The organism is Ruegeria sp. AM4, assembly GCF_056540665.1.
The window spans coordinates 73,268-96,564 of sequence record NZ_JBQFXD010000001.1 but is presented as its reverse complement, the minus strand read 5'-3'; the positions used below and the strand labels follow the sequence as shown (position 1 = coordinate 96,564).

The window sequence follows — 23,297 nt, the reverse complement described above, 5'->3', positions numbered from 1 at the left end:
CGCATCTTGCGGTCAACGGAAAGCGTGCAATTCGCCCTTGGTCGACACGACGTACAAAGTCTGGCCCGCGACGACAGGCGCAGTGGTTGCGCCGTTTGGCACCTCGACCCGGTGTACCAGAGATCCGTCGACCGGGTTGAAGAACCGCAGGAACCCGTCGTTCGAAGCGACAACGACCCGCCCTCCGGCAACAATTGGGCCATAATGCGCAAAGATTGGGCCCCGGCGTCCGGGCCTGTCCTTGATGAAGCCCGGCAAGTCCTGCGCCCATACGATCGAGCCATCCGCCGCGTCCAGCCGCACAAGCTGGCTGCGATCACTGATCAGAAACACGCTGTTACCCGCAGGCCAGACGGTATCCACCGCCCCTTCGGGCGCTGTCCACCGGCGGTCGCCATTTGTCGCGTCAAAAGCAACGGTGCGGCCCGAGTGGTTGCCGATAAAGATCGTGCTGCCTGACACCATGGGCCCACCGGTCACATCCACAATACGCGCGGCGGCGCGGCCACGGCGTCCCCCGGCCACGGATGCGTTCCATCGGCTGATGCCGCCCCTTTTGAAGGTCGCGGCAATATCGCCCGAGCCAAAGGCAAAGATTGCCAGATCCGAAGTCACTACCGGCGCAGGTGCGCCAAGAACGTTGCCGACGCTGGGCGTACCCTCGATCTGCCAGACAATCCGTCCGTCTTTGGTGTTGATCGTCCAACCGGTCTGATCCCCGGCAACAAGATACAGCAGGCCATCGCTAACCAGCGGCGCGCCGCTGCCGGTGGCGTTCAATCGCTTCTGCCAGCGTTGTGCGCCGGTCTTGGCATCCAGCGCAGTCAAGCGGCCAAACCCGGACGAGACATAGAGAACACCGTTTGCATAGGCGAGCCCGCCGCCGGTGGCATCCTGTTCTTTCTCGGTCGCCGGGATCACGTTGGTGCTCCAAGCGACCTGCCCCTGTGGGGTGACCGCCGAAACCGTGGCTCCGGCATCGAGCGTATAGATCAGACCTCCGGCAACGACCGGATCTGCGGTAATCCGCTGTTTGCGTGCGTCGCCAGCCCCGATCGAGGTCGACCAGACCCGCTGCGGTGCCGACCTGAGGGCGGCATTGGTCGTGCGGAACGCCGGTGTACCCGGGCTTTGCGACCAGTTGGCATTGGCGCTTTGCGCAGGCAGGCTGATCGGCTTGGAACCGCGCAGCTCGACCGTTTCATTGTCGATGGCCGGGCGAATGTCCTCGCGCTCACCGGGCAGAACGACCTCGGGTTCCCGACAAGCACTCAGGGTCATCGCAGCGACCGCCGAGGCCACCAGTCCAAAACGTGAAAAAAATCGTGCTGCCATTCTCTTTGAACTCGCCTGTCGTTTTCTCGTTACCGCTGCGCTCAGCCTTGTTGCGCCACCAGCGGCTCGGGTTCGCCGCCCAGCGCCACGATCAGCTGGGCTGCACGTTGTTGCAGGTCAAAGCTGGCTTCGGCGTCCTGACGCAGAGCTTGCAAACGGTCGATTGCGGCCTGCGTGTCGCCCTCGGTCATGTCGATAAGTGCCAGTTGTTCTTCGGCCAGCAGGCGCAACGGGGCGCCCGGCGCGGCCAGAGCCTCGAACTGTTGGCGGCGATCGGCCGCTGGCAGGGTGTCGGTTTGCAACAACAGCGCCTTGAAACTGGCGATCGAGCGGTAAATTTCTGGCAACTCACCCTGCGTCGCGATGGCGTTCAGGCTTTCGACCGCTGCCTCTTGCGACCCAGTTTCCACCTGCGATGCGGACAACAACATGTTCAGCACCGCATCACCACCGGCAGATTGCGTCGGGACCTGCCCCAGATCGGTCGCCCTTGCGGCCGAGTCGTTCTGAGCAAGCGCAGCCAGTATCGCATCGCCCAGCGCTTCGGCCTGGCTGGTATCACGGGCCTTGCGAAATTCGTTGAACGCGGCCCCGCCGACAATGGCGACAACGGCAACGACACCAACCCAGCCCCAACGTCGCAACAGCAGGTACATGCGGTCGCGGCGCACCTCTTCGGTGACCTCTTCAATGAAACTGTCGGCGTCGCTCATCCTGCCCCCGGGCTATATGTTCAGCTTTCTGGCGCCATGTCATACCCCGGCGCCACCGCCAAGCCAAGTGCCCGAATCCACACATTTGATGAACTTGCCGCGCCTCTTGCCTAAAAAACGAAACCGAACTAATTAGTTCAGTATGGACATGCGGGGGAATCGACCCCATCTCAAGGCATGAATGCCGATATTTTCGGCGAAGACATCAAAGCGAGGCTTTCTATGCGGTTGATTTCTTTTATCAACGCGGTTTTGGTCACCGTCGCATTGTATTTGTTGGTTTTTCAGCGCGACGCGCTGTTTGCTTTTGCCGGCCTGGGTGACGATCCCGCCGAGACGTCGGCAGATGCCGAAGACGGCGCGGCACCGGTCGCGGCAGACGCGGTTGGCGTAGTCGCGTACCGCTCGGTCGCGCGCGAGATTGGCAGCGCCGTGCAGCTGCGCGGACAGACCAAGGCGAACCGGCAGGTCGAAGTTCTGGCCGAAACGACCTCGACCGTGCTGTCCGAACCCAAGCGCAAGGGAACCTTTGTCGAGGCAGGTGATCTGCTGTGCGAACTTGATCCCGGCACCCGCCCGGCCAGCCTGGCCGAAGCAATGGCAGGCAAGCTTGAGGCCGAAAGCCGCATCCCCGAGGCCGAGGCCCGCATCGAAGAAGCGCATGCCCTTGTGGCCGAAGCGCAGATCAACCTGAAAGCTGCCAACAGATTATCCGAAAGCGGATTTGGTTCGGAAACCCGCCGAATCTCGAGCGAAGCAGCCATGAGCAGTGCCGAGGCGGGGGTCAAATCCGCTGAAGCCGGGCTTGAGGCGACGCAGGCCGGGATCGAGGCCGCAACCGCCGAGGTCGCAGCGGCCCGTCGCGAAATGGACCGGCTGACCATCGAGGCTCCGTTCAAGGGGCTTCTGGAAAGCGACACGGCAGAGTTGGGCAGCCTGATGCAACCCGGTTCGTTGTGCGCCACGGTCATTCAGCTGGACCCGATCAAGCTGGTCGGGTTTGTGCCCGAAACCGAAGTGAACCGTGTTGTGGTCGGCTCGACGGCATCGGCCCAGCTTGCGACAGGTCTGCAGGTCGAAGGACAGGTGACCTTCCTCAGCCGGTCGGCGGATGAAACAACACGGACATTCGAGGTCGAGATCACCGTTCCGAACCCGGATCTGCGGATTCGCGACGGTCAGACCGCAAGCATCTGGATTAATGCCGAGGGCGTAAAGGCGCACCTGCTGCCGCAATCCGCCCTGACCCTGAACAATGACGGGCAATTGGGTGTGCGCACGGTCGGTGATGGCAACGTGGTCGACTTCATGCCGGTGCAACTGCTGCGCGACACCGCCGAGGGCGTCTGGGTCGACGGCCTGCCCGAAACCACGGATGTCATCGTCGTTGGCCAGGAATTCGTGACCCGTGGTGTCTCGGTCGCGCCAACCTATAGGAATGCATCGCAATGACGGGCATTGTCAGTTGGGCCGCAAGCCGGGCCAGAATGGTGCTGGCCTTCATCGCAATTTCCCTGATCGTTGGTGGCTTTGCTTACGTGGGACTGCCGAAAGAGGGTGAGCCGGACATCGAGATTCCGGCCCTGTTCGTCTCGGTCCAGTTCCCGGGCATTTCGGCTGAGGATTCCGAGAACCTTCTGATCAAGCCGATGGAAACGGAACTGGCGGATCTGGACGGTCTGAAGGAAATGTCCGCCACCGCCGCCGAAGGATATGCCGGTCTGGCGCTCGAGTTTGATTTCGGCTGGGACAAAACCGCGATCATGGCCGATGTGCGCGACGCCATGAACAGCGCGCAGGCCGATTTCCCCGATGGAGCCGAACAGTATTCGCTGCACGAGATCAACCTGTCCGAGTTCCCGATCGTCATCGTCAACCTGACCGGCGCGGTGCCCGAGCGTACGATGGCGCGTATCGCCAAGGACTTGCAGGATGATCTCGAAGCGCTTGATTCCGTGCTTGAGGCCGGGATCGCAGGCAATCGTGACGAGTTGCTCGAAGTCATCATCGACCCGCTACGGCTTGAAGCTTACAACGTGTCGGCAGATGAGCTGATCAATGTTGTACGCAACAACAACCAGTTGATTGCCGCGGGCGAGGTCGAAACCGCGCAAGGTACATTCTCGGTCAAGATCCCGTCGTCTTTCAAAACAGCCGAGGACGTCTATAGCCTGCCCGTCAAGGTCAATGGCGACCGGGTTGTCACCATGGGTGAACTGGCCCAGATCAACTATACGTTCGAAGATCGCGAAGGCACCGCCCGTTTCGACGGGGAATCCACGGTGGCCCTGCAAGTGGTCAAACGCAAAGGGTTCAACCTGATCGACACCGTCGCACAGGTCAAAGAAACTCTGGCCGCCGCGCAAGAGAAATGGCCAGCCGAGATGCGTGCCGCTGTCGAGGTTGGCACCTCGAACGACCAGAGCCGTATCGTCGACTCGATGGTGCGCCAGTTGGAAGGCTCTGTCCTGACCGCGATCGCCCTTGTGATGATTGTGGTTCTGGCCTCGCTGGGCACTCGCGCTGCGCTGCTGGTTGGATTTGCGATTCCGACCTCGTTCCTGCTGAGCTTTGCGTTTCTCGCGGTGATGGGCGTCAGCATCTCGAACATGGTGATGTTCGGACTGATTCTGGCTGTCGGAATGTTGGTCGACGGGGCCATCGTGGTGGTGGAATACGCCGACAAGCGCATCAAGGAAGGCATCGGCCCGATGCACGCCTATGTCGAGGCGGCGCAACGGATGTTCTGGCCGATCGTGTCGTCGACCGCAACGACGCTCTGCGCCTTCCTGCCGATGCTGTTCTGGCCCGGCGTCCCGGGTGAGTTCATGAAGATGCTGCCAATCACGCTGATCTTCGTACTGTCCTCGTCGCTGATTGTTGCGCTGATCTATCTGCCCGTCGTGGGCGGTGTCTCGGGACGCATTAGCCGAACGTTCGACCGTACCTCGAACTGGTTACGTCGGGTGGCTCCGCAATGGCTCCGTATGGTCCTGGTACCTCCGTCGCTGTACATGATCTTCCTGGGCGCGATGCAGATGCTGAACCCGGATTATCTGCTGCCGGGCGGCAGAATTGCGGGCGTGATTCTGTTCCTTGTCGGTGCCTTTGCCGGGTCCATAACCCTGAGCGCCGCAAGGATCGAGCGTCACAAGGAAGAACGCGTGCACACGGCGCGCGAACGCACTCCGTTCGGCCGGGTCGTCAACTTCATTGTCGGCAACCCGATCATGCCGATCGTTTCGATCATTGCAGTGGGTTTCAGTGTCGTCGTCGTCATCGGCCTGTTTGCGGCGAACAACCGTGGGGTCGAATTCTTTGTCGAAACCGAGCCGGAACAGGCTACGGCGTTTGTGCGCGCCCGGGGCAACCTGTCGCTGCATGAAAAGGACCTCATGGTTCTGGCCGCCGAAGAGGTTATCGAAGCCCACCCTGCCGTCACCAACGTGTTTGCCTTCGCTGGCGAGGGCGGGTTGACGCAGAACGATGGCGGCGCATCCTCGCCCGCTGACACCGTGGGTCGGGTTCAATTCGAGATCACCCCTTGGGAAGATCGTCCGAAAGTCTCGGAGCCCGCGCTTGGTGGGCTTTTCCAGCAGGAAACCATCGACCCCGAGTATGACGGCGACGTTGTTCTGGAACAGTTGACCGCAGAACTTGCGAAGATCCCGGGGATCATCGTCGACATCCGCGCTTTGGAACAGGGGCCCGCATCCGCCAAGCCCGTGCATCTGCGCATCAAGGGCGATGGTTGGGACGAGCTGACCGCATCCGCGCAGGCTGCACGCGAGATGTTCGAGGCCACTCCGGGTCTGATCCAGATCGAAGACACCATGCCCCTGCCCGGCATCGACTGGCAGATCGACGTGGATGTGGCCAAGGCCGGTCGGTTCGGCGCGGATGTCGCCACCGTGGGCGCGATGGTGCAACTGGTCACGCGCGGCATCCTGCTGGGCGAGATGCGCCCCGACAGCACCGATGAAGAGGTCGAGATCCGCGTCCGCCTGCCCGAGGAAGACCGGGTTCTGTCAACGCTGGATTCGCTCAAGGTTCGCACTCCTGACGGGCTGGTACCCTTGTCGAACTTTGTAACCCGCAAACCAGTGGCCAAACTGGCCGAGATCACGCGGATCGATCAGCAGCGGTATTATGACGTCAAAGCGGACGTTGAACCCGGGTTGTCCAAGGTGGTCATAGATGGACCAGACGGCACCGAGCAGCGTTTGGCTGTGGTGCGTGCGATGGCGGAAGGCGAGGAAATCAACGGTTCTGCCCTCACCAGCCTTGATGGTAAGCAGTACGAATTGATTCAACTGACTGGTGCCGAATCCACTGACGCCCTGAGCACCGCCATCGACGACGGAAGCGCGCGTTTCGCACTGATCAACCCGAACGAGCGGATCGCCGTTCTGACCGAATGGCTTGAAACCAACCCGTTCTCGAACGTCATCAGTTGGGAATGGACCGGCGATCAGGAGGATCAGGAAGAATCCGGCGCCTTCCTGATGAACGCCTTCATGGGGGCCTTGGGCCTGATGTTCGTGATCCTGCTGGCGCAGTTCAACTCGTTCTACAACTCGGTGCTGGTCCTGCTAGCGGTCGTGCTGTCGACGACCGGTGTTCTGATCGGGATGCTGGTCTGGCAGCAGCCGTTCTCGATCATCATGACCGGCACCGGCATCGTGGCTCTGGCGGGGATCGTGGTGAACAACAACATCGTTCTGATCGATACCTATCAGGAATACAGCCGTCAGATGCCCCGGATCGAGGCCATCGTGCGCACTGCCGAGGCGCGAATTCGCCCGGTACTGCTGACCACACTGACGACGATGGCGGGTCTGACGCCAATGATGTTCGGGCTGTCGCTCGACTTCGTCAACGGCGGCTACACCATCGACAGCCCGACTGCGCTGTGGTGGAAACAGCTGGCCACGGCCGTTGTGTTTGGTCTGGGCATCGCCACGGTACTGACCTTGATCGTGACGCCATCGTTCCTGGCGCTGCGGGTTTGGGTCACCACATACGCAATCTGGCTGGCGAAGCTGCTGGCACGGGTCTCATCCAGCCAATCCAGCCGGGCAGCTCAGGATATGCTGATGGGCCGCGCCGCGCGTGAAATCCAATCGACCGAGGTGATCTGGACAGATGAGGGCGAGCTTGCCGCAGCCCGTCCTGACATACGGGATGAGCGCCCTGACCATCCGCCGACAACACCGCTGAAGGCGGCAGAATAAAAAAAGGCGAGCCCGGTGCTCGCCTTTTTCCTTTGAACATTGCTGCGCGTTATTCAACGAAGGCGTATTTACCCAGCTCGCACAGATCCAGGCCATAGTCTTCGACCGCTTCTCCGTCGCTGAACACGCCGCGAATGTCATAAACGCAAGTGCTGAGCCCGTCGGCGATCAGAACACCGACCTCAAAATCCGACGCCAGATAGCCGCCTTGCAGCAGGTTGCCTTCCCAGCTGTTGGATGACGCCGGAGAGACGTTGAATTCGACCAGATCGACGCTGGTTTCGTTGATGATCAGGAATTCAAGGTCCTCGGCAACCGCCGCAGTCGCCATCAAACTGGCCGCGACCAACGCCGCCCCTGCTCGTATCTTCATAATTTTTCCTCTGTTTGTATTTCAGCTTTCGTGCCTGGCACGTCGCCCAGCTTGCACAGTGTCGCCAGACACGGTCGGCGTCAAACGCAAATCCGGATCATTCCCGACGGAATTCCGAACTGGACACGCTTCCAGGCTAGGCCGCCTGGCTGTCGGCCTGCTGGCGGCTCCACAGCTGCGCATATCGCCCGTCGCGCCGCAGCAACTCATCATGGGTGCCCTTCTCGATGATCTCGCCACGTTCCAGCACGACGATCTGATCAGCCTCAGCAATGGTGCTCAGTCGGTGGGCAATGGTGATAACTGTACGCCCTTCACCGGCGCGCGACAGTGCGTCCTTGATGTCCTGTTCGGTGTCTGTGTCCAGCGCCGAGGTCGCCTCGTCCAGCAACAGGATCGGAGGGTTCTTCAGCAGGGTCCGCGCAATGCCCACACGCTGCTTTTCACCGCCGGACAGTTTCAACCCGCGCTCGCCAACCTTGGTGTCGTAGCCTTGCGGCAGGCTCTCGATGAAGTCGTGAATCTGGGCAGCCTTGGCGGCGGCTTCGACGTCGTCCTGGCTGGCTCCGTCGCGGCCATAGGCGATATTATAGCGGATCGTGTCATTGAACAGGACCGTATCCTGCGGCACCACCCCAATCGCCGCGTGCAAGCTGGATTGCGCGACGTCGCGCACATCCTGACCGTCGATTTTCAACGCTCCACCAGTGACATCATAAAAGCGGAACAACAGTCGCCCGATCGTGGACTTGCCGGACCCGGTCGCGCCGACAATTGCGACGGTCTGACCGGCTGGGACGGTCAGAGAAACCCCCTTTAGGATCTCGCGATCCGCGTCATATCCGAAACGCACGTTTTCCAGCGTTACCTGCCCCCCATTTACCTTCAGGTTTGGCGCGCAGGCCTTGTCGGTCACCTCGGCGGGCTGCTCCAGCAGATCGAACATTTGCCCCATATCGACCAGCGACTGACGTATCTCGCGGTAGACGGTGCCCAGAAAATTCAGCGGCACGGTGATCTGTATCATATAAGCGTTTACCATGACGAAATCGCCGACCGTCAAGCTGCCATTCTGAACTCCAATGGCCGCCAGAACCATGACCCCGATCAGCCCGGCGGTGATCAGCATGGACTGACCAAAGTTCAGAAAGGCCAGAGAATAGGCTGTCTTCAGCGCGGCGCTGGCATAGGCTTTCATCGACACGTCATAACGCTCGGCCTCGCGCGCTTCGGCGTTGAAATATTTGACGGTTTCAAAATTCAGCAGGCTATCGATGGCACGTTGGTTGGCCTCGGTATCCTGATCGTTCATCTCGCGCCGCAGCTTTACGCGCCATTCGGTCACGGCAAAGGTGAACCAGATATACAGGGCAATCGTTGCCGCGACGACGACCAGATACCAGACGTCGAAAAGCCACATCAGGATGATGGCGACCAACAACAGTTCCAGGATCAGCGGCCCGATCGAAAACAGCAGGAACCGCAGCAGGAACTCGACCCCTTTGACGCCACGTTCGATGATCCGGCTGAGACCGCCTGTGCGCCGCGTCACGTGATAGCGCATGGAAAGCTGATGAATGTGCTGAAACGTCTCAAGCGCCAGCGCCCGTAGCGCACGCTGCCCGACAGGCGCGAATAGCGCATCGCGCAATTGCTGAAACCCAACGGTCATCATCCGCGCCACGCCATAGGCGACGGTCAAGCCAACCGCGCCCAGCGCCAGCGGCGGCACGCCTTCTCCCGCAAGGCTGTCCACTGCACCTTTGTACAGGATCGGGGTGTAGACGGCGATCAGCTTGGCCAGTACCAGCATGGCCATTGCCAGCACCACGCGGCGCTTAACCCATGGCTCGTCATCCGGCCACAGATACGGTGTGACCTTTCGGATCGTACGCCAGCCCGAGCGGCGTTCGTCCGGCTGAGGCATATTGTCGGAATGCTTCGGGGCCGATTTTCTCATCACGTACCTTAACTGCGGTCTGAGATTGCCCGGCCCGTCAACAGGGCCAGAGGGATTGTCTTATTCGGGGATCGTAAAGATTTGCCCGGGGTAGATCAGGTCAGGATCGCGGATCGCCTCGCGGTTGGCCTCGAACAGACGCACGTACAGGATGCCGTCGCCAAACCGTTCTCGTGAAATCGCCCACAGCGTGTCGCCCTTTTGAACCGTCACCGAACGGATCGTGGGCGTTTGCTCACCAGATGCCTCTTCTGCTGCGCGCAAGGTTTCGATGGGTTCGCGTTTGAACGGCGTTTCAATCCTGCTGACCACTTCTCCTTCGGGCGAAACCTCATCGACGCGCAGGGTATAGACGCCCGGATCAACGCCTTCGATCTCGCCGCGCCACTGGCCGTCATCGACGGGATCAAGATCGGCGACCAGTTCATTGTCCAGATACAGCCGAACGGTCGATTCGTCCTGTACGCGCCCGGTCAGTTCAACCTCGCCAGCTTCGGAATAACCGATCGTATCCAGCGCAACCTGATCCGGCGGAGTGACGTCCGCAGGAGGCTGAACCAACTCAACCCCCTCTTCGCCCGAGCGCAAGATCGCCACCTGCTGATCCTGCGCAACCTCAGGCTGGGATTCTGCGACAGGTTCTTTCTCGGTTGCCGGTTCCGCTGTTGCAATCTGAGTTTCCGGTTCTTCTTGCACCGACTCCTCGGTCGGCGCGGCAGCGGTTTCATCCGTATCTTCGACCGGGGCCTCCGGCGCGACCTGCGCTGTATCTTCGGTGGGGGCCTCGGGCGCGGCAGGCTCAGCCTCGGCAACGATCTGAGCCTCCGCTTCGGGCTCGGGATCAGGCAAGGCTGCGATCAGATAGTCGTCGGATCGAACCGTCTGATCATCGCCCTGCGTCTCAAGAACCAACCCCCGCGCGTCGTCTGCAAACGGGATCGAAAGGAACTCGGCAAATTGTCCGGTTTCATCGACGGTAAAGCTGTGAACAGTTTCGCCATCCAGCAGGATATTGACCCGAGATCCCGGTTCTGCATTGCCCGACAGCACCGCATTTCCATCCGGTTCGACAAAAATCTGATCCAGGACCGGTGCGGCAGCAACTGCCTCTGGTGCTTCGGGTTCTGCGGCCTCTGCATTGTCGGTGGATTCTTCTGTCGCTGGCTCGAGGGTTTGCGCCGCCTGTTCCCCTGCCCCATCATCCGCAGGCTCTGCTTCGGTCGTCACCTCGTCCGTCGCGGCAGGTGCTTGGGCGGCATCGGATGCGTCGGTCGGTTGCTCGGTGGCCGTCTCCTGCGGGGCCGGGGCGCTGCCAAAGACACCCGCCATGTACAAACCACCTGCGCCCAGCAACGCGAGAAGACCCGCAACCAGCCCCCAGACAAATGTTCCAGAGCTTCCGCTTCCCGATTTGGCGTTCATTGTTGTCCTTTCATTCCGCCCCTTAAACACCCTGAGTTGCAGGCATTCCATTGGACGGTTGAGCCAATCTATCAATCCCGCTATCAGGGGTCAAAACCTCTGACACAAGCCCGGAGACACCATTCCATGCCCCAGAAATCCGTCTGTGTGTATTGCGGGTCACGCAATGGCACAAATCCGGCGTATGCGCAGGCCGCCAGCCAGTTTGGAACGCTCTTGGCCCAGGAGGGTTGGCGACTGGTCTATGGGGCTGGCGATGTGGGGTTGATGGGAGAAGTTGCGCGTGCAGCACAAACCGCAGGCGGCGACACGTTCGGCGTCATCCCGGTGCATCTGTTGCGGCGCGAGGTCGGCAAGACCGACCTGACCCGATTCATCGTTACCGAAACGATGCACGAGCGCAAAAAGGTCATGATCATGAATGCCGACGCCGTGGTCGTGCTGCCGGGTGGGCCGGGTTCATTGGACGAACTGTTCGAAGCGCTGACATGGCGGCAATTGGGCCTGCACGACAAGCCGATTCTGGTCATGAACGTGGACGGGTATTGGGACAGCCTGCGCAACCTTCTGGATCACGTTCTGGATCAGGAATTCGCTGATGCGTCGCTGGCCGAATTCCTCACATGGGTCCAAACGCCTGACGACGCAATGTCCAGCTTGCGCAACCTGATCTGAGGTCGGGCGGCCCATGCCGCCCGAGGGTTTTCGGCCAATTCAGGCGGGCTTTGCCAACCGCGACGTCAGGATCTGCTCAACTTTGTGCAGCGGGTGGTTGGTCAGCGTCTTGTCGACCTCGGCCACGACCTTGGTCAGAACATCGCTGTGCAGACGCCGCCGCAGCAGACCCAGCACATGCGGGCTGGCGACCAGAACCAGCCGTTTGAACGCGCCTTTCAGACCCTTGCGGTTCAGCAGGTTGGCGACGTCCTGTACGAACAGTGACTTGGCATGCGTTTTCCAGTGATCCTCTTCAACCGCGGATTTCTGCTTGGGTCCGCCGTCATATCGACGCCCGGCGCGGTCGGTTGGCTTGGTTTTTGGTGCGTCCGGCTCCTCGACCGAGACAACAACCAGATTGGGGTCCTGAGCGTCGGTGACATTCTCCATCACCAGCGCCTTTTCCCCGTCTGCAATGATAACCCAAGTTCCCTGTTCAAGTGCTGCCATCGTGCTCTCCTGTTCGGTTCTAACTGCTGGTCCCCCGAAAATTCGGCGCAATTTCCCGTTCGCGCGAAGAGTTTCTTCGCGCGCAACAGCGTTGCTTTTCAATTATTTGGCGGTTCTCTCCCCCGCCTATCATATAGCTAGGTGCTGCGGAGGGACGTACAATAGGTCAGAGTTCGAAAGTTGACGTGTCGGCAAGATTTCACTTGTCATACTGACAGCTCGACCACGGTGATCTCTGGGGCCACTCCGAACCGAAGGGGTAGGATCGAGCACCCGATGCCACCAGAGGTTACCAAATCCCGTCCATTTTCGCGCACATGGCCATAGGCGTATCGATTACCAAAACGCGAAGGTACAAAAGGCGCCCAGCCGAACACCCGAATCTGCCCGCCATGGGTATGCCCGGAAAGCGTTAGCGCGACCTGTTCAGGCATCTTTGGAAAAACGTCCGGTTCGTGCGCCATCATAATAACCGGTGCGGTATCGGTGATCTGCGCAAGCGTTGCCGGTAAATCATCCAATCCCTGACTTTTCCGCAAACCGTGAAGGATCGCTCGTTGATCTTCCAACCCTGCCAACCAGATACCCGCATCCGGCAGTTTGACGGCAAAATTTGAAAGTACCGGGATTCCGTGACTTTCAAGCGCTTCGCCATACTTGTTCGGGCCTGTTTTCCGCCGTTGCGCTGCGCGATCTTCCCACCAATCATGGTTTCCAAGCACAGCATAAACACCGTGCTTGGCTTCGAGCCCTGCGAGTTTGCGAGCCATGTCATCGGCGTTGACCGAACGGGTTTCAAACCTGTGTCCCCGGGCAAAATCGCCCAACAGCAATATCAGATCCGGCGCGATCGCGTTCGTTCGGCGCACGATCTGCTGGATTCGCTTCAGACCAACAAAGGGTTCCCCGGCATGCAGATCGGAAACAACAGCAATGCGAAGCGACGGATTCGGCCAATCTTGACGCCGAATTTCCCACTTTCGCACACGCAACTTGAGAGCCGGCTCTAGAAAGAACTTGTATCCAGCATGAAAAAGGCCTGCTCGCGTGAGCGCAAGCAGGCCTTTCAGAAATTTCTTACGGTTCAACCGATCACATCCGCGATGCGACGTTTTCCCAGTTCACCAAGTTGTCCAGGAAGTTCGACAGGTAAGCCGGACGCTTGTTGCGGAAGTCGATGTAGTAGCTGTGCTCCCACACGTCACACCCCAGCAGGGCGGTCTGACCAAAGCACAGCGGGTTCACGCCGTTTTCGGTCTTGGTCACCGCCAGCGAGCCGTCGGCGTTCTTGACCAGCCACGCCCAGCCCGAGCCGAACTGACCGGCACCAGCAGCGCTGAACTGCGACTTGAACTCGTCGACCGAGCCGAAGCTTTCGGTCAGAGCCTTCTCCAGCTCACCGGGCATGCCATAGTCGCCAGGGCCCATCATTTCCCAGAACTGGTTGTGGTTCCACAGCTGGCTGATGTTGTTGAAGATACCGTTCTGCGCCACGGCGTTTGCGTCATAGGTGCCAACGATGATCTCTTCCAGCGACTTGCCGTCCCACTCGGTTCCGGCGATCAGCTTGTTGCCGTTGTCGACATAAGCCTTGTGGTGCAGGTCGTGGTGAAATTCCAACGTTTCCGCGGACATACCCTTGGCTGCCAGCGCGTCATGTGCATAAGGAAGATCAGGAAGTTCAAAAGCCATGTCGGCCCCCTGTTAAATGTAAGTTGCGGTTCCCAAGGTTAAATGCTTTGGCGACGCGCGCAGGTCAAGAGCCGAGACAAGAAAACCCGGAGGTCCGCGATGCTGACACAGGCGCGCAAGATGTTCTACCGCGCCCGCGGTTACTATGCGGGAAACCTGAATGGTGAGCCGTTCCATCTGGACCCTTATCATTCAAAATTCTGGCGCAAAGCGTCTTCCGGCGCGTGGGAGCCTGAGACGTTCGCCGTACTGGATCAATTCCTGTCGCCAGAAAGCGATTATCTGGATATCGGCGCATGGATCGGTCCAACCGTGCTGTACGGGGCCCGCAAGGCACGGCAAGTGTGGTGTTTTGAGCCCGACCCGACTGCATTCCGCCATCTGGCGTGGAATCTGGAGTTGAATGACATCCACAACGTCTCGGCCTTTGGTGTTGCCCTGTCCCAGCAATTTGGCGTGGCCCGAATGGCTTCGGTTCGAGGAGAGCCCGGCGATTCCACCAGTTCACTGCTGCACGATGGCACGCATGGCACAGATGCGCTGACAATTGCATGGGATCAGTTTCAGACGGTCACCGACCTGACCGGCGTTTCTCTGGTCAAAATGGACATCGAAGGGGCCGAGTTCTTTGTCCTGCCGACACTGTTGCCCTGGTTGGAGCAACATCAACCCGCTTTGTTCCTGTCGCTACATGCGCCTCTGTTGCCGGATCAGGATCGGGAACAGGCCGTCAGGTCGCTTTTGGATCAACTGTCATTCTACCCCGTTATCAAGGATCAGAATCTCCAGACGATCACCCCCGATCAACTCCTTTCACCGGTCGCCCTGTCACGGTTTCAGACGGTGCTGTTGCACAAATAGAGATCGACCGTGATGTTTTCGCGCTTCAGACGTGTTACGCCTTGCCTCTTCGCGTTCTAAGTGTTTGCTGTCAGACGTTAAATTCAACATCTGACGGACCTCATGAAACATTTGTCAATAGCCCTAATAACCCTATTTTACGCCCACATCGCCTCCGCTGAAGCGGTAACTTACAACTGCACGATGACCAAGCAGGACGGCCATGGCTGGATTGCGCCCAGTTACGCTTTTCGTGTGGACAACACCGCAGGGACAGCCAAGTCAGCGAGCGATTACCATGACTGGACACCAACCCGTTTCAAAAGTCGCGGAAACAAGGGTTATCGCATGTCCTGGAATGTCACTGAAAAGGCCTCTGCTGGTGGAAACATGCGCGTTCGCTATCAGGCCAACCTCGACCCGAAAAACAACAGCGTGAAGGTGCGGATGTCATTCGTATCAACAAACGCCGCGAACAAACCTTACGGCGTCGGGACCTGCGAAACCAAATAATCAACAAAGCCCCGGTTTGACCGGGGCTTTGTCTCATAAGCCTGGTTAGTACGCCTCAACCTCAATATGAAGGTATCTCGTTGATGCCTGCGTTCCGCTCAACGCTCAATCTCGACAGCAGACTTCGAGGCACAACCTTTAGTGCCACCTGAGAATCGGTCAACTTTTGGGCAAGGCAATCGCAGTGCACTTACCCTTGGCAAAACCATCGCGCGGCATATACGAGCTCAAAGATCTCGATTTTGCCGTTGCTTTCATCGATTTCCTGTCAAACCGTACTGAAAATTCGTGATCAACCAAGTCGATAGCGTCGATTCGAGCTTCGTTTGTCGCGTAGGTCAGACCGGTCTCAGAAAATGTATAATTTCTGCCGACCCAAGAAATCGATAGATACCGTGGCGTATTCTGCTTTATCTGTCCGGATCCGACATTTGTGTCGATTTCGGGTATTTGGACATCATGCAACAGAGCTGAACGGCCGTATTCGTCCACCGAAAAAACCACTTTTCTAGGCGTCGGACGATTGGCAAGGCCGCGCTTGAAAGTACACTCAAAACTTTCCTTGAAAGACTGCGCAAAAGTACTTGAAGGAACCGCAGCAATGCCTGCGACGCAAATAGCCAAAATAAATGTGTATTTCATTCGTAAATTCGATCCTTCGATTTTTGTTCAACGAGTTAGAACAACTAATTGGTTCGGGCAGAACACGCAAATCGCGAAAATTTACTTTATCAATTCATTTTTAGGTGGTGTTTGCTGGCTACAAAAATTGGGCTCAATAGCGCTACAATCCAATTTAGTTCGGATATGGGGCGGCGAAAACGAACCGCCCCGGAGGGTAACAAGTCAAACAGTCAATTCGGCTGTCAACTTGAATACACCCCAACCTCACTGCCCCGTTGCGCCGCAACCTTGAGCAGGTTGAACGCATAGTCCGCTGCCGACCGGAAGCAGACAACACGAAAGGTCTCGGCATCGTCCATCCAGAACGCGCCTGCCACCTGGGCCAGACGGGAGCGGCGGATCTGGCCGGGCTGGAACGCTTCGGCCGACAGATCCACGGGGGCCAGCTTGCCCAGCACTTCGCGCGCGCTTGCACCTGAGATGCGGAACAACGCCCGCGCGTCAGAGACGTTGACCGCAAGGGCGTGAGTCCCACTGAGCGCGTTGTTCATTGCGGCCAGTTTAGCGTTGATCTCGGCATACGGAACCAGCACCAGCAATTCGTCTGACGACATCCAGCAAACACCGGTGTCGCCATTGACGTATGCCTCGCGCTGACCGGGAACTTTCTGGCCGGTGGCGTCCTTGACGGCCTTGAGCAACACCTTGTCGGACAGGTCGCCGCGCAGGGTGATCATGCCCTGCAGGCCACATTCCTCGATCTTCGCAATGCCGTCGTAGCTGGCGTGGTTCAGTGCACTGATGGGTTCAGACATTCTGCTTCTCCCCGTCCTTGTCGAAGAAGATCGGGTCCACGATCTTGGCTTTGTAGATTTTGTCGTCGGTTCCGGGGAACTCGACGATCTCACCCATCCGATCCGGGCCGTGTTTGATCAGGCCCATGGCGATACCTTTGCCCAGATTGGCCGAGTAATAGGTCGAGGTCACGCGACCGATCATGTTGCGTTGACCGTTGGCGTTGACGCCCTCGCCCACTGCGTAAGCGCCGTCTGGAATGACAGAACCATCCACAGTCTCAAGACCAACCAGTTTCCACCGCTCGGGATCGGCCATATGGCTGCGCGAGTGGGCGCGTTTTCCGAGGTAATCCTCTTTCTTCTTCGAGAGCGCCCAGTGCAACCCCAGATCCTGAGGGATCACGGTGCCATCGGTCTCGTCGCCGATCATGATAAAGCCCTTCTCGGCCCGCAGGATGTGCAGACATTCGGTGCCGTAAGGCATGACGCCGAATTCTTTTCCGGCCTCGATCAGCGCGTCCCAGAACGCCTGACCCTGCGACGCAGGCACGGCGATTTCATAGGACAGCTCACCCGAGAACGAGATGCGGTAGGCGCGGCAGTCGAAGTCACCGATCTTGCCATCGCGCCATTCCATGAAGGGCAGCGCCTCTTTGCTGACGTCCATGCCGCCCAGCTTCTCAAGCACCTTGCGGGCGTTGGGGCCGACCACGGCGACCTGAGCGTATTGCTCGGTGACGTTCGCGACATAGACTTTCCAGTCCCACCATTCGGTCTGCAGCCATTCTTCCATGTGCCCATGGATACGCTCGGCCCCGCCGGTGGTGGTGTGGCACAGCCATGTGTCCTCATCGATCCGGGCAACAACACCGTCGTCGATCAGGAAGCCATTTTCCGAACACATCAGGCCATAGCGGCATTTGCCAACCTTCAGCGTGGACATCATGTTGGTGTACATCATGTCCAGGAACTTACCCGCATCGGGGCCTTTGACGATCAGTTTGCCCAGCGTCGAAGCATCCAGCAGTCCGAGGTTTTCGCGGGTGTTCTTCACCTCGCGATTCACCGCGTCATGTACGGATTCACCGGGCCGGACATAGGCATAGGTCCGGCGCCAATGGCCAACTGGTTCCCAATCTGCCCCGTTCTTGTCATGCCAGTTATGCATCGGGGTTTGCCGGATCGGCTGGAACACTTCTCCGCGCGCTTCACCGCCGATTGAGGCCATCGAGATCGGCGTATAGGGCGGGCGGAAAGTCGTGGTTCCAACCTTCGGAATTTCTGAATCCAGTGCATCAGCAAGGATCGCCAGACCGTTGATATTGCTCAACTTACCCTGATCAGTTGCCATGCCCAGCGTGGTGTAACGCTTGGTATGCTCGACGCTTTCATAACCTTCGCGCGCAGCAAGCTGTACATCGGACACTTTGACGTCGTTCTGAAAGTCGAGCCATGATTTCATCCGCAGTTGGATGTCGGCATTTGCCGGCATCAGCCAGACCGCTTCCATCGCCGCTTCGTCGGTGGCCTCGCCGACCGGAGCCTTGGTGTTCTTGGGTTTGTGGCCGCTTGCCTTGGCTGCGGCTTTGCCGGCCGCGACGGCATCGCTCAGAACCTCACCCAAAGACAGCGGGCCGTTCGACGACCCTGCGGCCAAAACAAAACCTTCTCCATCCGCACCCAATGGCGGGCGTGAAGGGTCCGGGCGGAAATGAGCGTTGGCTTCATCCCAGATCAGTTTGCCGCCGCAATGCGACCACATGTGAACGACCGGGGACCAACCGCCCGACATGGCAACCGCATCGCAGTCGACCTCTTCGCGCGCACCACCGATGCCGTCCTGATTGCACAGCGCGACCTTCTTGACGCGCTTGCCGCCCTTGACCTTGGCGATAGCTTTGCCGGGGTCGACGCGAATGCCCAGCTGTCGCGCCTCCTCCGCCAGAGGTCCGGCGCTGGCACGGGCGTCGACGACACGCAATACATCGACACCGGCTTGTTTGAGAGTGATCGCCGTGCGATAGGCATCGTCGTTGTTGGTGGCAACGATCACGCGCTCACCGGGGGTGACGCCCCAGTTCACGACGTAGTCGCGCATCGCAGAGGCCAGCATGACACCCGGCACATCGTTACCCGCAAAGGACAGCGGGCGTTCGATCGCGCCAGTTGCAGTGACGACCTGTTTCGCCCGGATGCGCCACAGGCGGTGACGTGGGCCTTGTGTGCCCGGCTTGTGATCCGTCAGACGCTCATAACCCAGCACATAGCCGTGGTCATAGACCCCTGCCCCCATGCAGCGATTGCGCATGGTGACGTTGTCCATTGTTTCGAGTTCGGAAACCAATTGTTCCACGAACTTATCCACAGGTTCACCGTTGACGGTTCCCCCATCAACCGGCGCACGACCACCCCAATGAGCTGTCTGCTCGATCAGCATCACCTTGGCACCGGATTGCGCAGCGGTTTTCGCCGCCTGAAGACCCGCGATCCCGCCGCCGATCACCAGAATGTCGGAGAAGGCGTAGAAATGTTCGTAGGTATCCGCATCGCGGCTGTCCTTGTCGGGTGCTTTGCCCAGTCCGGCAGACTGACGGATGAACGGTTCGTAGACGTGTTTCCAGAACGGTTTCGGATGGATGAACATCTTGTAGTAGAAACCAGCAGGCAGAAAGCGCGACAGGTGGGTGTTGATCGCCCCGACGTCGAATTCCAGGTTGGGCCAGTGGTTCTGCGAAACCGAAGTCAGACCGTTGAACAGCTCGGTCGTGGTGGCGCGCTGGTTCGGCTCGAACCGGTTGCCTTCGCCCAGACCGACCAGAGCGTTCGGCTCTTCGGCACCACTGGCGACAACGCCGCGTGGACGGTGGTATTTGAACGAACGGCCCATCATCATCTGATCGTTGGCCAGCAGCGCCGAGGCAAGAGTGTCGCCTTCGTACCCCTGCATGGTGGTGCCGTTGAAGGAAAAGGAAACCTGTTTCGACCGATCAATCAGGCGGCCTTGTTTTGCGAGACGGGTGCTCATTTTGCGAACCTTTCGCGTGTGGAGGTGTCGGAGCCTCCGGCGGGAGTATTTTGGAAAAGATGAAGCATCAGGAGAATTCTCTCCATTTCCATCCAGGGCGCTTGGCCGCGATGGCATCCTTGATCTCTTGCGGCGGCTCGGTGGTCTGGGCGGAATAGGTGCCGAACACTTCGAGCGTCTGTGTGCAGCGGGCGGCGTGGAACCACTTGCCGCAACCATTGGCATGGCGCCAGCGTTCAAAGTGAACGCCTTTGGGGTTTTCGCGCATGAACAGGTAGTCGTGGAACTCGTCATCCGACGAGCCCGGGCCATAGCGCGTCAGATGCGCCTCACCACCCGCGGCCAATTCGGTTTCTTCGGCGTCCACGCCGCAATAGGGGCAATTCAGGATCAGCATGTGGTCATCCTTCTTTTCGGTCGGTCGGCACGTGGGCCGACCAGTATTCTTTGGTGAAGCAGCGAGGGCGCAGCCCTTAGTGCGCCACCCCTGCGGCAACGCTTTCGTCGATGAAGCGGCCCTCTTTGAAGCGGTCGAGTGTGAAGGCTTCGGTCAGCGGCGAATGGCCCGTGGCCATCAGCTGCGCCATGCCCCAGCCCGAGCCCGGGATTGCTTTGAACCCACCGGTGCCCCAGCCACAGTTGATGAAACATCCACCTAGCGGTGTCGCCGACAGGATGGGCGAGCGATCACCGGTCATGTCCACAATGCCGCCCCATTGCCGCAGCATCTTGAGACGTGAGATCATCGGGAAGGTCTCGACCAGAGCACGGACGGTCTCTTCGATATGATGGAACGAACCGCGCTGGGTGTAGTTGTTGAACCCGTCGGTGCCACCCCCGATCACCATCTCGCCCTTGTCGGATTGCGACATGTAGCCGTGCACAGTGTTCGCCATCACAACCACGTCCATGCAGGGCTTGATCGGCTCGGACACCAGCGCCTGCAGGGCAATCGCCTCAAGCGGAAGACGGAAGCCTGCCATCTCGGCCAGTTGGCCCGAGTGGCCTGCAACCACGATCCCCAACTTGTCGCAATCGATCGACCCTTTGGTGGTGTCGACACCGACAACACGACCATTGTCGGACCGCACGCCGGTAACCTCGCACTGCTGGATGATATCCATGCCCATGGCCGAACAGGCGCGGGCATAGCCCCAGGCCACCGCATCGTGCCGCGCGGTGCCGCCGCGTTCCTGCCAAAGCGCGCCCAAAACCGGATAGCGTGGCCCGTCGATATTGATGATCGGCACCAGTTCCTTGACACGTTCAGGGGTGATCCATTCGGTCTTGACCCCTTGCAGCGCATTGGCGTGCGCCGTGCGCTGATAGCCGCGAATTTCATGCTGGGTCTGCGCCAGCATCATCACGCCGCGCGGGCTGAACATGATGTTGTAGTTCAGGTCCTGGCTCAGATCCTCATAAAGACCGCGCGCCTTTTCGTACAAGGCGGCAGAGGGATCCTGCAGGTAATTCGACCGGATGATGGTGGTGTTCCTGCCGGTATTGCCGCCGCCCAGCCAACCTTTTTCGATGATCGCGACGTTCTGGATGCCGTAATTCTTACCCAGATAATACGCTGTCGCCAGCCCGTGACCACCGGCGCCGACGATGATCACGTCATAGCGTTTCTTGGGCTGGGGCGACCGCCAGGCGCGCTCCCATCCGGTGTGATAACGCAGCGCTTCGCGCGCCACAGCAAAAGCTGAATAGTGTTTCATGAGCGAATCCGTCCGGTCTTCGGTGATTGGGCGCAGATATGCCGCGTGAGCGCATTTTACCTGTGCCGTGCAACGTCACAATATCGCAATATTGCGACATAAGGACGGTTCGCGGCCTTTTGCCTCTTTTTTCGCCAGTCCGGCGGGTCTAAGTCAGGGCAGCGACTCCGGAGGGACAATGACGTTCTGGGTTATCACATTCCTTATTGCACTGCTGATCGCGGGATTTCTGACGTTGCCGTTGCTGCGGCGGCGGCAGACGGATACGCCGACGGCTGATTATGATCTGCGCGTGTACCGCGAACAGTTGGCGGGTGTGGACCGTGATCTGGCCCGTGGCGTGATCGCCGAGGCAGATGCCGAACGGGTGCGCACAGAAATTTCCCGGCGCATTCTGGCTGCCGACGCTCAGTCGCGCGGCGAAGGCGGGACGACCGGCCCGTCTCGCGCCGTTTCCGTGGCCGCTCTGGTGGTGGTGGCCGCCCTTTTGGTGGGCGGTGCGCTTGCGCTATATCACCGAATGGGCGCTGCCGGATTTCCCGACATGCCGCTGTCGGCGCGGTTGGAGATGGCGGGAGATCTGCGCGAGAACCGCCCCAGCCAGTCCGAGGCCGAGAGCATGGCAACTCCGCCATCCGCGCCGACGCTGGACGAAAGCTATGCCAACCTACTGGAACAACTGCGTGAGACGGTGGCGAGCCGGCCCGATGACATTCAGGGCCACATGCTTTTGGCGCAGCATGAGACAAATGCCGGGAACTTTCGCGCGGCCTATCAGGCACAAAGCCGGGTTATCGAGCTGTCCGGCGACGCAGCCGCGGCGCTGGCCTATGCAGATCTGGCCGAGATGATGATCCTCGCTGCGGGCGGCTATGTCTCGCCCGAGGCCGAAGACGCGCTGCAACAGGCGCTGGACCGTGATCCGCATATGGGGCCTGCGCGCTATTATTGGGGTCAGATGCTGGCCCAGACCGGCCGACCCGATCTGGCGTATCGCGTTTGGGTCGACACGCTGCGCTCTGCACCTGCGGGGGCACCTTGGGCGGATGCCATTCGGGCGCAAATCAACGAATTGGCGTTTCGCGCCGGTGTCTTCAACGCGCCGGATATGAGTGCTGCGCCGGCGGCGCCAGGCCCGTCTCAAGACGACATGCAGGCCGCAGCTGAGTTAACCGCGCAAGAGCGTCAGGAGATGATCCTGGGCATGGTCAATCAGCTTTCGGATCGGCTGGCGACCGAAGGTGGAACGCCCCAGGAATGGGCCCGCCTGATCGCGGCCCTTGGTGTGCTGGGCGACATCGACCGCGCAGCCAGTATCCGGGACGAGGCGATGGACGTATTTGCGGATAACGAAGAGGCGATCGTCCTGATCCGCTCAGCCGCACAGCAAGCTGGGTTGCAACCGTGATACATGATGCCTTTGAGGACTTTGCAACCGCCCTGCCGCAGATGTCTGCATTGATGGGACTGGACCTGGGCGAAAAGACCATCGGCGTCGCCGTTTCCGACCGAATGCGCACCGTGGCCAGCCCGCTCGAAACCGTCCGTCGCAAGAAATTCACATTGGATTCCGCCCGCCTGATCGAGATTGTCCGCGACCGCGAGATCGGCGGCATCCTGTTGGGTCTGCCCATGAACATGGATGGGTCGGAAGGCCCACGCTGTCAGTCGACCCGCGCGTTCGCCCGCAACATGACGCGGCTGACAGACCTTCCGATCGGGTTCTGGGACGAACGGCTCAGCACAGTTGCGGCAGAAAAAGCACTGCTTGAGGCGGATACGACACGAAAACGTCGCGGACAGGTTATTGATCACGTCGCAGCGGGTTATATCCTGCAAGGAGCTTTGGACAGACTGCGCTTTCTTTGAAGGATCGGAATACGC

General features: G+C 59.5%; 20 protein-coding genes. 7 read left to right on the top strand and 13 right to left on the bottom strand.

From position 1 onward, the window contains the following. Positions 1 to 12 precede the first annotated feature (12 nt). The gene (locus tag ACR0JA_RS00455; RefSeq protein WP_480568402.1) at positions 13 to 1,335 is read right to left on the bottom strand and encodes a PQQ-like beta-propeller repeat protein; all 1,323 of its coding nucleotides are present in this window, start codon (positions 1,333 to 1,335) and stop codon (positions 13 to 15) included. A 41-nt stretch (positions 1,336 to 1,376) separates the two neighbouring features. Beyond that, entirely contained in the window at positions 1,377 to 2,048 is a 672-nt protein-coding gene (locus ACR0JA_RS00450; protein ID WP_480568399.1) for a hypothetical protein, read from the bottom strand. 222 nt (positions 2,049 to 2,270) lie between these two features. Between ACR0JA_RS00450 and ACR0JA_RS00445 the strand changes: the two genes are divergently transcribed. Beyond that, the gene (locus ACR0JA_RS00445; RefSeq protein ID WP_480568396.1) at positions 2,271 to 3,500 is read left to right on the top strand and encodes an efflux RND transporter periplasmic adaptor subunit; all 1,230 of its coding nucleotides are present in this window, start codon (positions 2,271 to 2,273) and stop codon (positions 3,498 to 3,500) included. Beyond that, complete coding sequence (locus ACR0JA_RS00440; RefSeq protein ID WP_480568393.1) at positions 3,497 to 7,282, top strand: efflux RND transporter permease subunit; 3,786 nt, start codon at positions 3,497 to 3,499, stop codon at positions 7,280 to 7,282. Before ACR0JA_RS00445 ends, ACR0JA_RS00440 begins: the two co-directional genes overlap by 4 nt. 49 nt (positions 7,283 to 7,331) lie before the next feature. Here the strand turns inward: ACR0JA_RS00440 and ACR0JA_RS00435 are convergent, their stop codons facing one another. From ACR0JA_RS00435 to ACR0JA_RS00425, 3 genes are all read right to left on the bottom strand, one after another. Next, a complete protein-coding gene (locus ACR0JA_RS00435) occupies positions 7,332 to 7,655 on the bottom strand; it encodes a hypothetical protein (RefSeq protein ID WP_480568391.1) in 324 nt (107 codons plus the stop codon). 136 nt (positions 7,656 to 7,791) lie between these two features. Next, positions 7,792 to 9,582 carry an ABCB family ABC transporter ATP-binding protein/permease gene (locus ACR0JA_RS00430; protein WP_480571091.1) on the bottom strand — a complete coding sequence of 597 codons (1,791 nt, stop codon included), beginning with the start codon at positions 9,580 to 9,582 and terminating at the stop codon, positions 7,792 to 7,794. 93 nt (positions 9,583 to 9,675) lie between these two features. Then, positions 9,676 to 11,037, bottom strand: a complete 1,362-nt coding sequence (locus ACR0JA_RS00425; RefSeq protein ID WP_480568388.1) for a LysM peptidoglycan-binding domain-containing protein — start codon at positions 11,035 to 11,037, stop codon at positions 9,676 to 9,678. Positions 11,038 to 11,163: 126 nt separating this feature from the next. Between ACR0JA_RS00425 and ACR0JA_RS00420 the strand changes: the two genes are divergently transcribed. After that, complete coding sequence (locus ACR0JA_RS00420) at positions 11,164 to 11,712, top strand: LOG family protein (protein ID WP_480568385.1); 549 nt, start codon at positions 11,164 to 11,166, stop codon at positions 11,710 to 11,712. 39 nt (positions 11,713 to 11,751) lie between these two features. On the opposite strand, the gene ACR0JA_RS00415 is transcribed toward ACR0JA_RS00420, so the two are convergent. The 3 genes from ACR0JA_RS00415 to ACR0JA_RS00405 form a co-directional block, all read right to left on the bottom strand. Next, positions 11,752 to 12,204 carry a host attachment family protein gene (locus ACR0JA_RS00415; RefSeq protein WP_480568383.1) on the bottom strand — a complete coding sequence of 151 codons (453 nt, stop codon included), beginning with the start codon at positions 12,202 to 12,204 and terminating at the stop codon, positions 11,752 to 11,754. A gap of 206 nt (positions 12,205 to 12,410) precedes the next feature. Next, positions 12,411 to 13,190 (bottom strand): metallophosphoesterase, encoded by a 780-nt coding sequence (locus ACR0JA_RS00410; protein ID WP_480571088.1) that lies wholly within the window; start codon positions 13,188 to 13,190, stop codon positions 12,411 to 12,413. A 106-nt stretch (positions 13,191 to 13,296) separates the two neighbouring features. After that, a complete protein-coding gene (locus tag ACR0JA_RS00405; RefSeq protein ID WP_480568380.1) occupies positions 13,297 to 13,896 on the bottom strand; it encodes a superoxide dismutase in 600 nt (199 codons plus the stop codon). A gap of 99 nt (positions 13,897 to 13,995) precedes the next feature. Here ACR0JA_RS00405 and ACR0JA_RS00400 point away from each other — a divergent pair, with 99 nt between their 5' ends. Together ACR0JA_RS00400 and ACR0JA_RS00395 are read left to right on the top strand one after the other, a co-directional pair. Then, on the top strand, positions 13,996 to 14,757 hold the full coding sequence (locus ACR0JA_RS00400; RefSeq protein WP_480568377.1) for an FkbM family methyltransferase: 762 nt from the start codon (positions 13,996 to 13,998) through the stop codon (positions 14,755 to 14,757). Positions 14,758 to 14,859: 102 nt separating this feature from the next. Then, a complete protein-coding gene (locus ACR0JA_RS00395) occupies positions 14,860 to 15,249 on the top strand; it encodes a hypothetical protein (protein ID WP_480568375.1) in 390 nt (129 codons plus the stop codon). Positions 15,250 to 15,408: 159 nt separating this feature from the next. Here the strand turns inward: ACR0JA_RS00395 and ACR0JA_RS00390 are convergent, their stop codons facing one another. From ACR0JA_RS00390 to ACR0JA_RS00370, 5 genes are all read right to left on the bottom strand, one after another. Beyond that, positions 15,409 to 15,891 carry a hypothetical protein gene (locus ACR0JA_RS00390; RefSeq protein WP_480568372.1) on the bottom strand — a complete coding sequence of 161 codons (483 nt, stop codon included), beginning with the start codon at positions 15,889 to 15,891 and terminating at the stop codon, positions 15,409 to 15,411. Positions 15,892 to 16,115: 224 nt separating this feature from the next. Continuing rightward, entirely contained in the window at positions 16,116 to 16,688 is a 573-nt protein-coding gene (locus ACR0JA_RS00385; protein WP_480568368.1) for a sarcosine oxidase subunit gamma, read from the bottom strand. After that, positions 16,681 to 19,695, bottom strand: coding sequence for a sarcosine oxidase subunit alpha family protein (locus tag ACR0JA_RS00380; protein WP_480568365.1), 3,015 nt, complete (start codon positions 19,693 to 19,695; stop codon positions 16,681 to 16,683). Before ACR0JA_RS00380 ends, ACR0JA_RS00385 begins: the two co-directional genes overlap by 8 nt. 67 nt (positions 19,696 to 19,762) lie before the next feature. After that, entirely contained in the window at positions 19,763 to 20,092 is a 330-nt protein-coding gene (locus tag ACR0JA_RS00375) for a sarcosine oxidase subunit delta (RefSeq protein WP_480568362.1), read from the bottom strand. A 76-nt stretch (positions 20,093 to 20,168) separates the two neighbouring features. After that, positions 20,169 to 21,413, bottom strand: coding sequence for a sarcosine oxidase subunit beta family protein (locus ACR0JA_RS00370; protein ID WP_480568359.1), 1,245 nt, complete (start codon positions 21,411 to 21,413; stop codon positions 20,169 to 20,171). 178 nt (positions 21,414 to 21,591) lie between these two features. Between ACR0JA_RS00370 and ccmI the strand changes: the two genes are divergently transcribed. Together ccmI and ruvX are read left to right on the top strand one after the other, a co-directional pair. Continuing rightward, the gene (gene ccmI / locus ACR0JA_RS00365) at positions 21,592 to 22,821 is read left to right on the top strand and encodes a c-type cytochrome biogenesis protein CcmI (RefSeq protein WP_480568355.1); all 1,230 of its coding nucleotides are present in this window, start codon (positions 21,592 to 21,594) and stop codon (positions 22,819 to 22,821) included. Beyond that, positions 22,818 to 23,282 (top strand): Holliday junction resolvase RuvX, encoded by a 465-nt coding sequence (gene ruvX, locus ACR0JA_RS00360; RefSeq protein ID WP_480568352.1) that lies wholly within the window; start codon positions 22,818 to 22,820, stop codon positions 23,280 to 23,282. The genes ccmI and ruvX overlap by 4 nt, the downstream gene beginning before the upstream one ends. The last annotated feature ends 15 nt before the right edge of the window (positions 23,283 to 23,297 follow it).

Coding starts and splice junctions, on each gene's coding strand:
- ACR0JA_RS00455 (WP_480568402.1), bottom strand. CDS start 1,335: ATGGCAGCACGATTTTTTTCACGTTTTGGACTGGTGGCCTCGGCGGTC.
- ACR0JA_RS00450 (WP_480568399.1), bottom strand. CDS start 2,048: ATGAGCGACGCCGACAGTTTCATTGAAGAGGTCACCGAAGAGGTGCGC.
- ACR0JA_RS00445 (WP_480568396.1), top strand. CDS start 2,271: ATGCGGTTGATTTCTTTTATCAACGCGGTTTTGGTCACCGTCGCATTG.
- ACR0JA_RS00440 (WP_480568393.1), top strand. CDS start 3,497: ATGACGGGCATTGTCAGTTGGGCCGCAAGCCGGGCCAGAATGGTGCTG.
- ACR0JA_RS00435 (WP_480568391.1), bottom strand. CDS start 7,655: ATGAAGATACGAGCAGGGGCGGCGTTGGTCGCGGCCAGTTTGATGGCG.
- ACR0JA_RS00430 (WP_480571091.1), bottom strand. CDS start 9,582: ATGCCTCAGCCGGACGAACGCCGCTCGGGCTGGCGTACGATCCGAAAG.
- ACR0JA_RS00425 (WP_480568388.1), bottom strand. CDS start 11,037: ATGAACGCCAAATCGGGAAGCGGAAGCTCTGGAACATTTGTCTGGGGG.
- ACR0JA_RS00420 (WP_480568385.1), top strand. CDS start 11,164: ATGCCCCAGAAATCCGTCTGTGTGTATTGCGGGTCACGCAATGGCACA.
- ACR0JA_RS00415 (WP_480568383.1), bottom strand. CDS start 12,204: ATGGCAGCACTTGAACAGGGAACTTGGGTTATCATTGCAGACGGGGAA.
- ACR0JA_RS00405 (WP_480568380.1), bottom strand. CDS start 13,896: ATGGCTTTTGAACTTCCTGATCTTCCTTATGCACATGACGCGCTGGCA.
- ACR0JA_RS00400 (WP_480568377.1), top strand. CDS start 13,996: ATGCTGACACAGGCGCGCAAGATGTTCTACCGCGCCCGCGGTTACTAT.
- ACR0JA_RS00395 (WP_480568375.1), top strand. CDS start 14,860: ATGAAACATTTGTCAATAGCCCTAATAACCCTATTTTACGCCCACATC.
- ACR0JA_RS00390 (WP_480568372.1), bottom strand. CDS start 15,891: ATGAAATACACATTTATTTTGGCTATTTGCGTCGCAGGCATTGCTGCG.
- ACR0JA_RS00385 (WP_480568368.1), bottom strand. CDS start 16,688: ATGTCTGAACCCATCAGTGCACTGAACCACGCCAGCTACGACGGCATT.
- ACR0JA_RS00380 (WP_480568365.1), bottom strand. CDS start 19,695: ATGAGCACCCGTCTCGCAAAACAAGGCCGCCTGATTGATCGGTCGAAA.
- ACR0JA_RS00375 (WP_480568362.1), bottom strand. CDS start 20,092: ATGCTGATCCTGAATTGCCCCTATTGCGGCGTGGACGCCGAAGAAACC.
- ACR0JA_RS00370 (WP_480568359.1), bottom strand. CDS start 21,413: ATGAAACACTATTCAGCTTTTGCTGTGGCGCGCGAAGCGCTGCGTTAT.
- ccmI (WP_480568355.1), top strand. CDS start 21,592: ATGACGTTCTGGGTTATCACATTCCTTATTGCACTGCTGATCGCGGGA.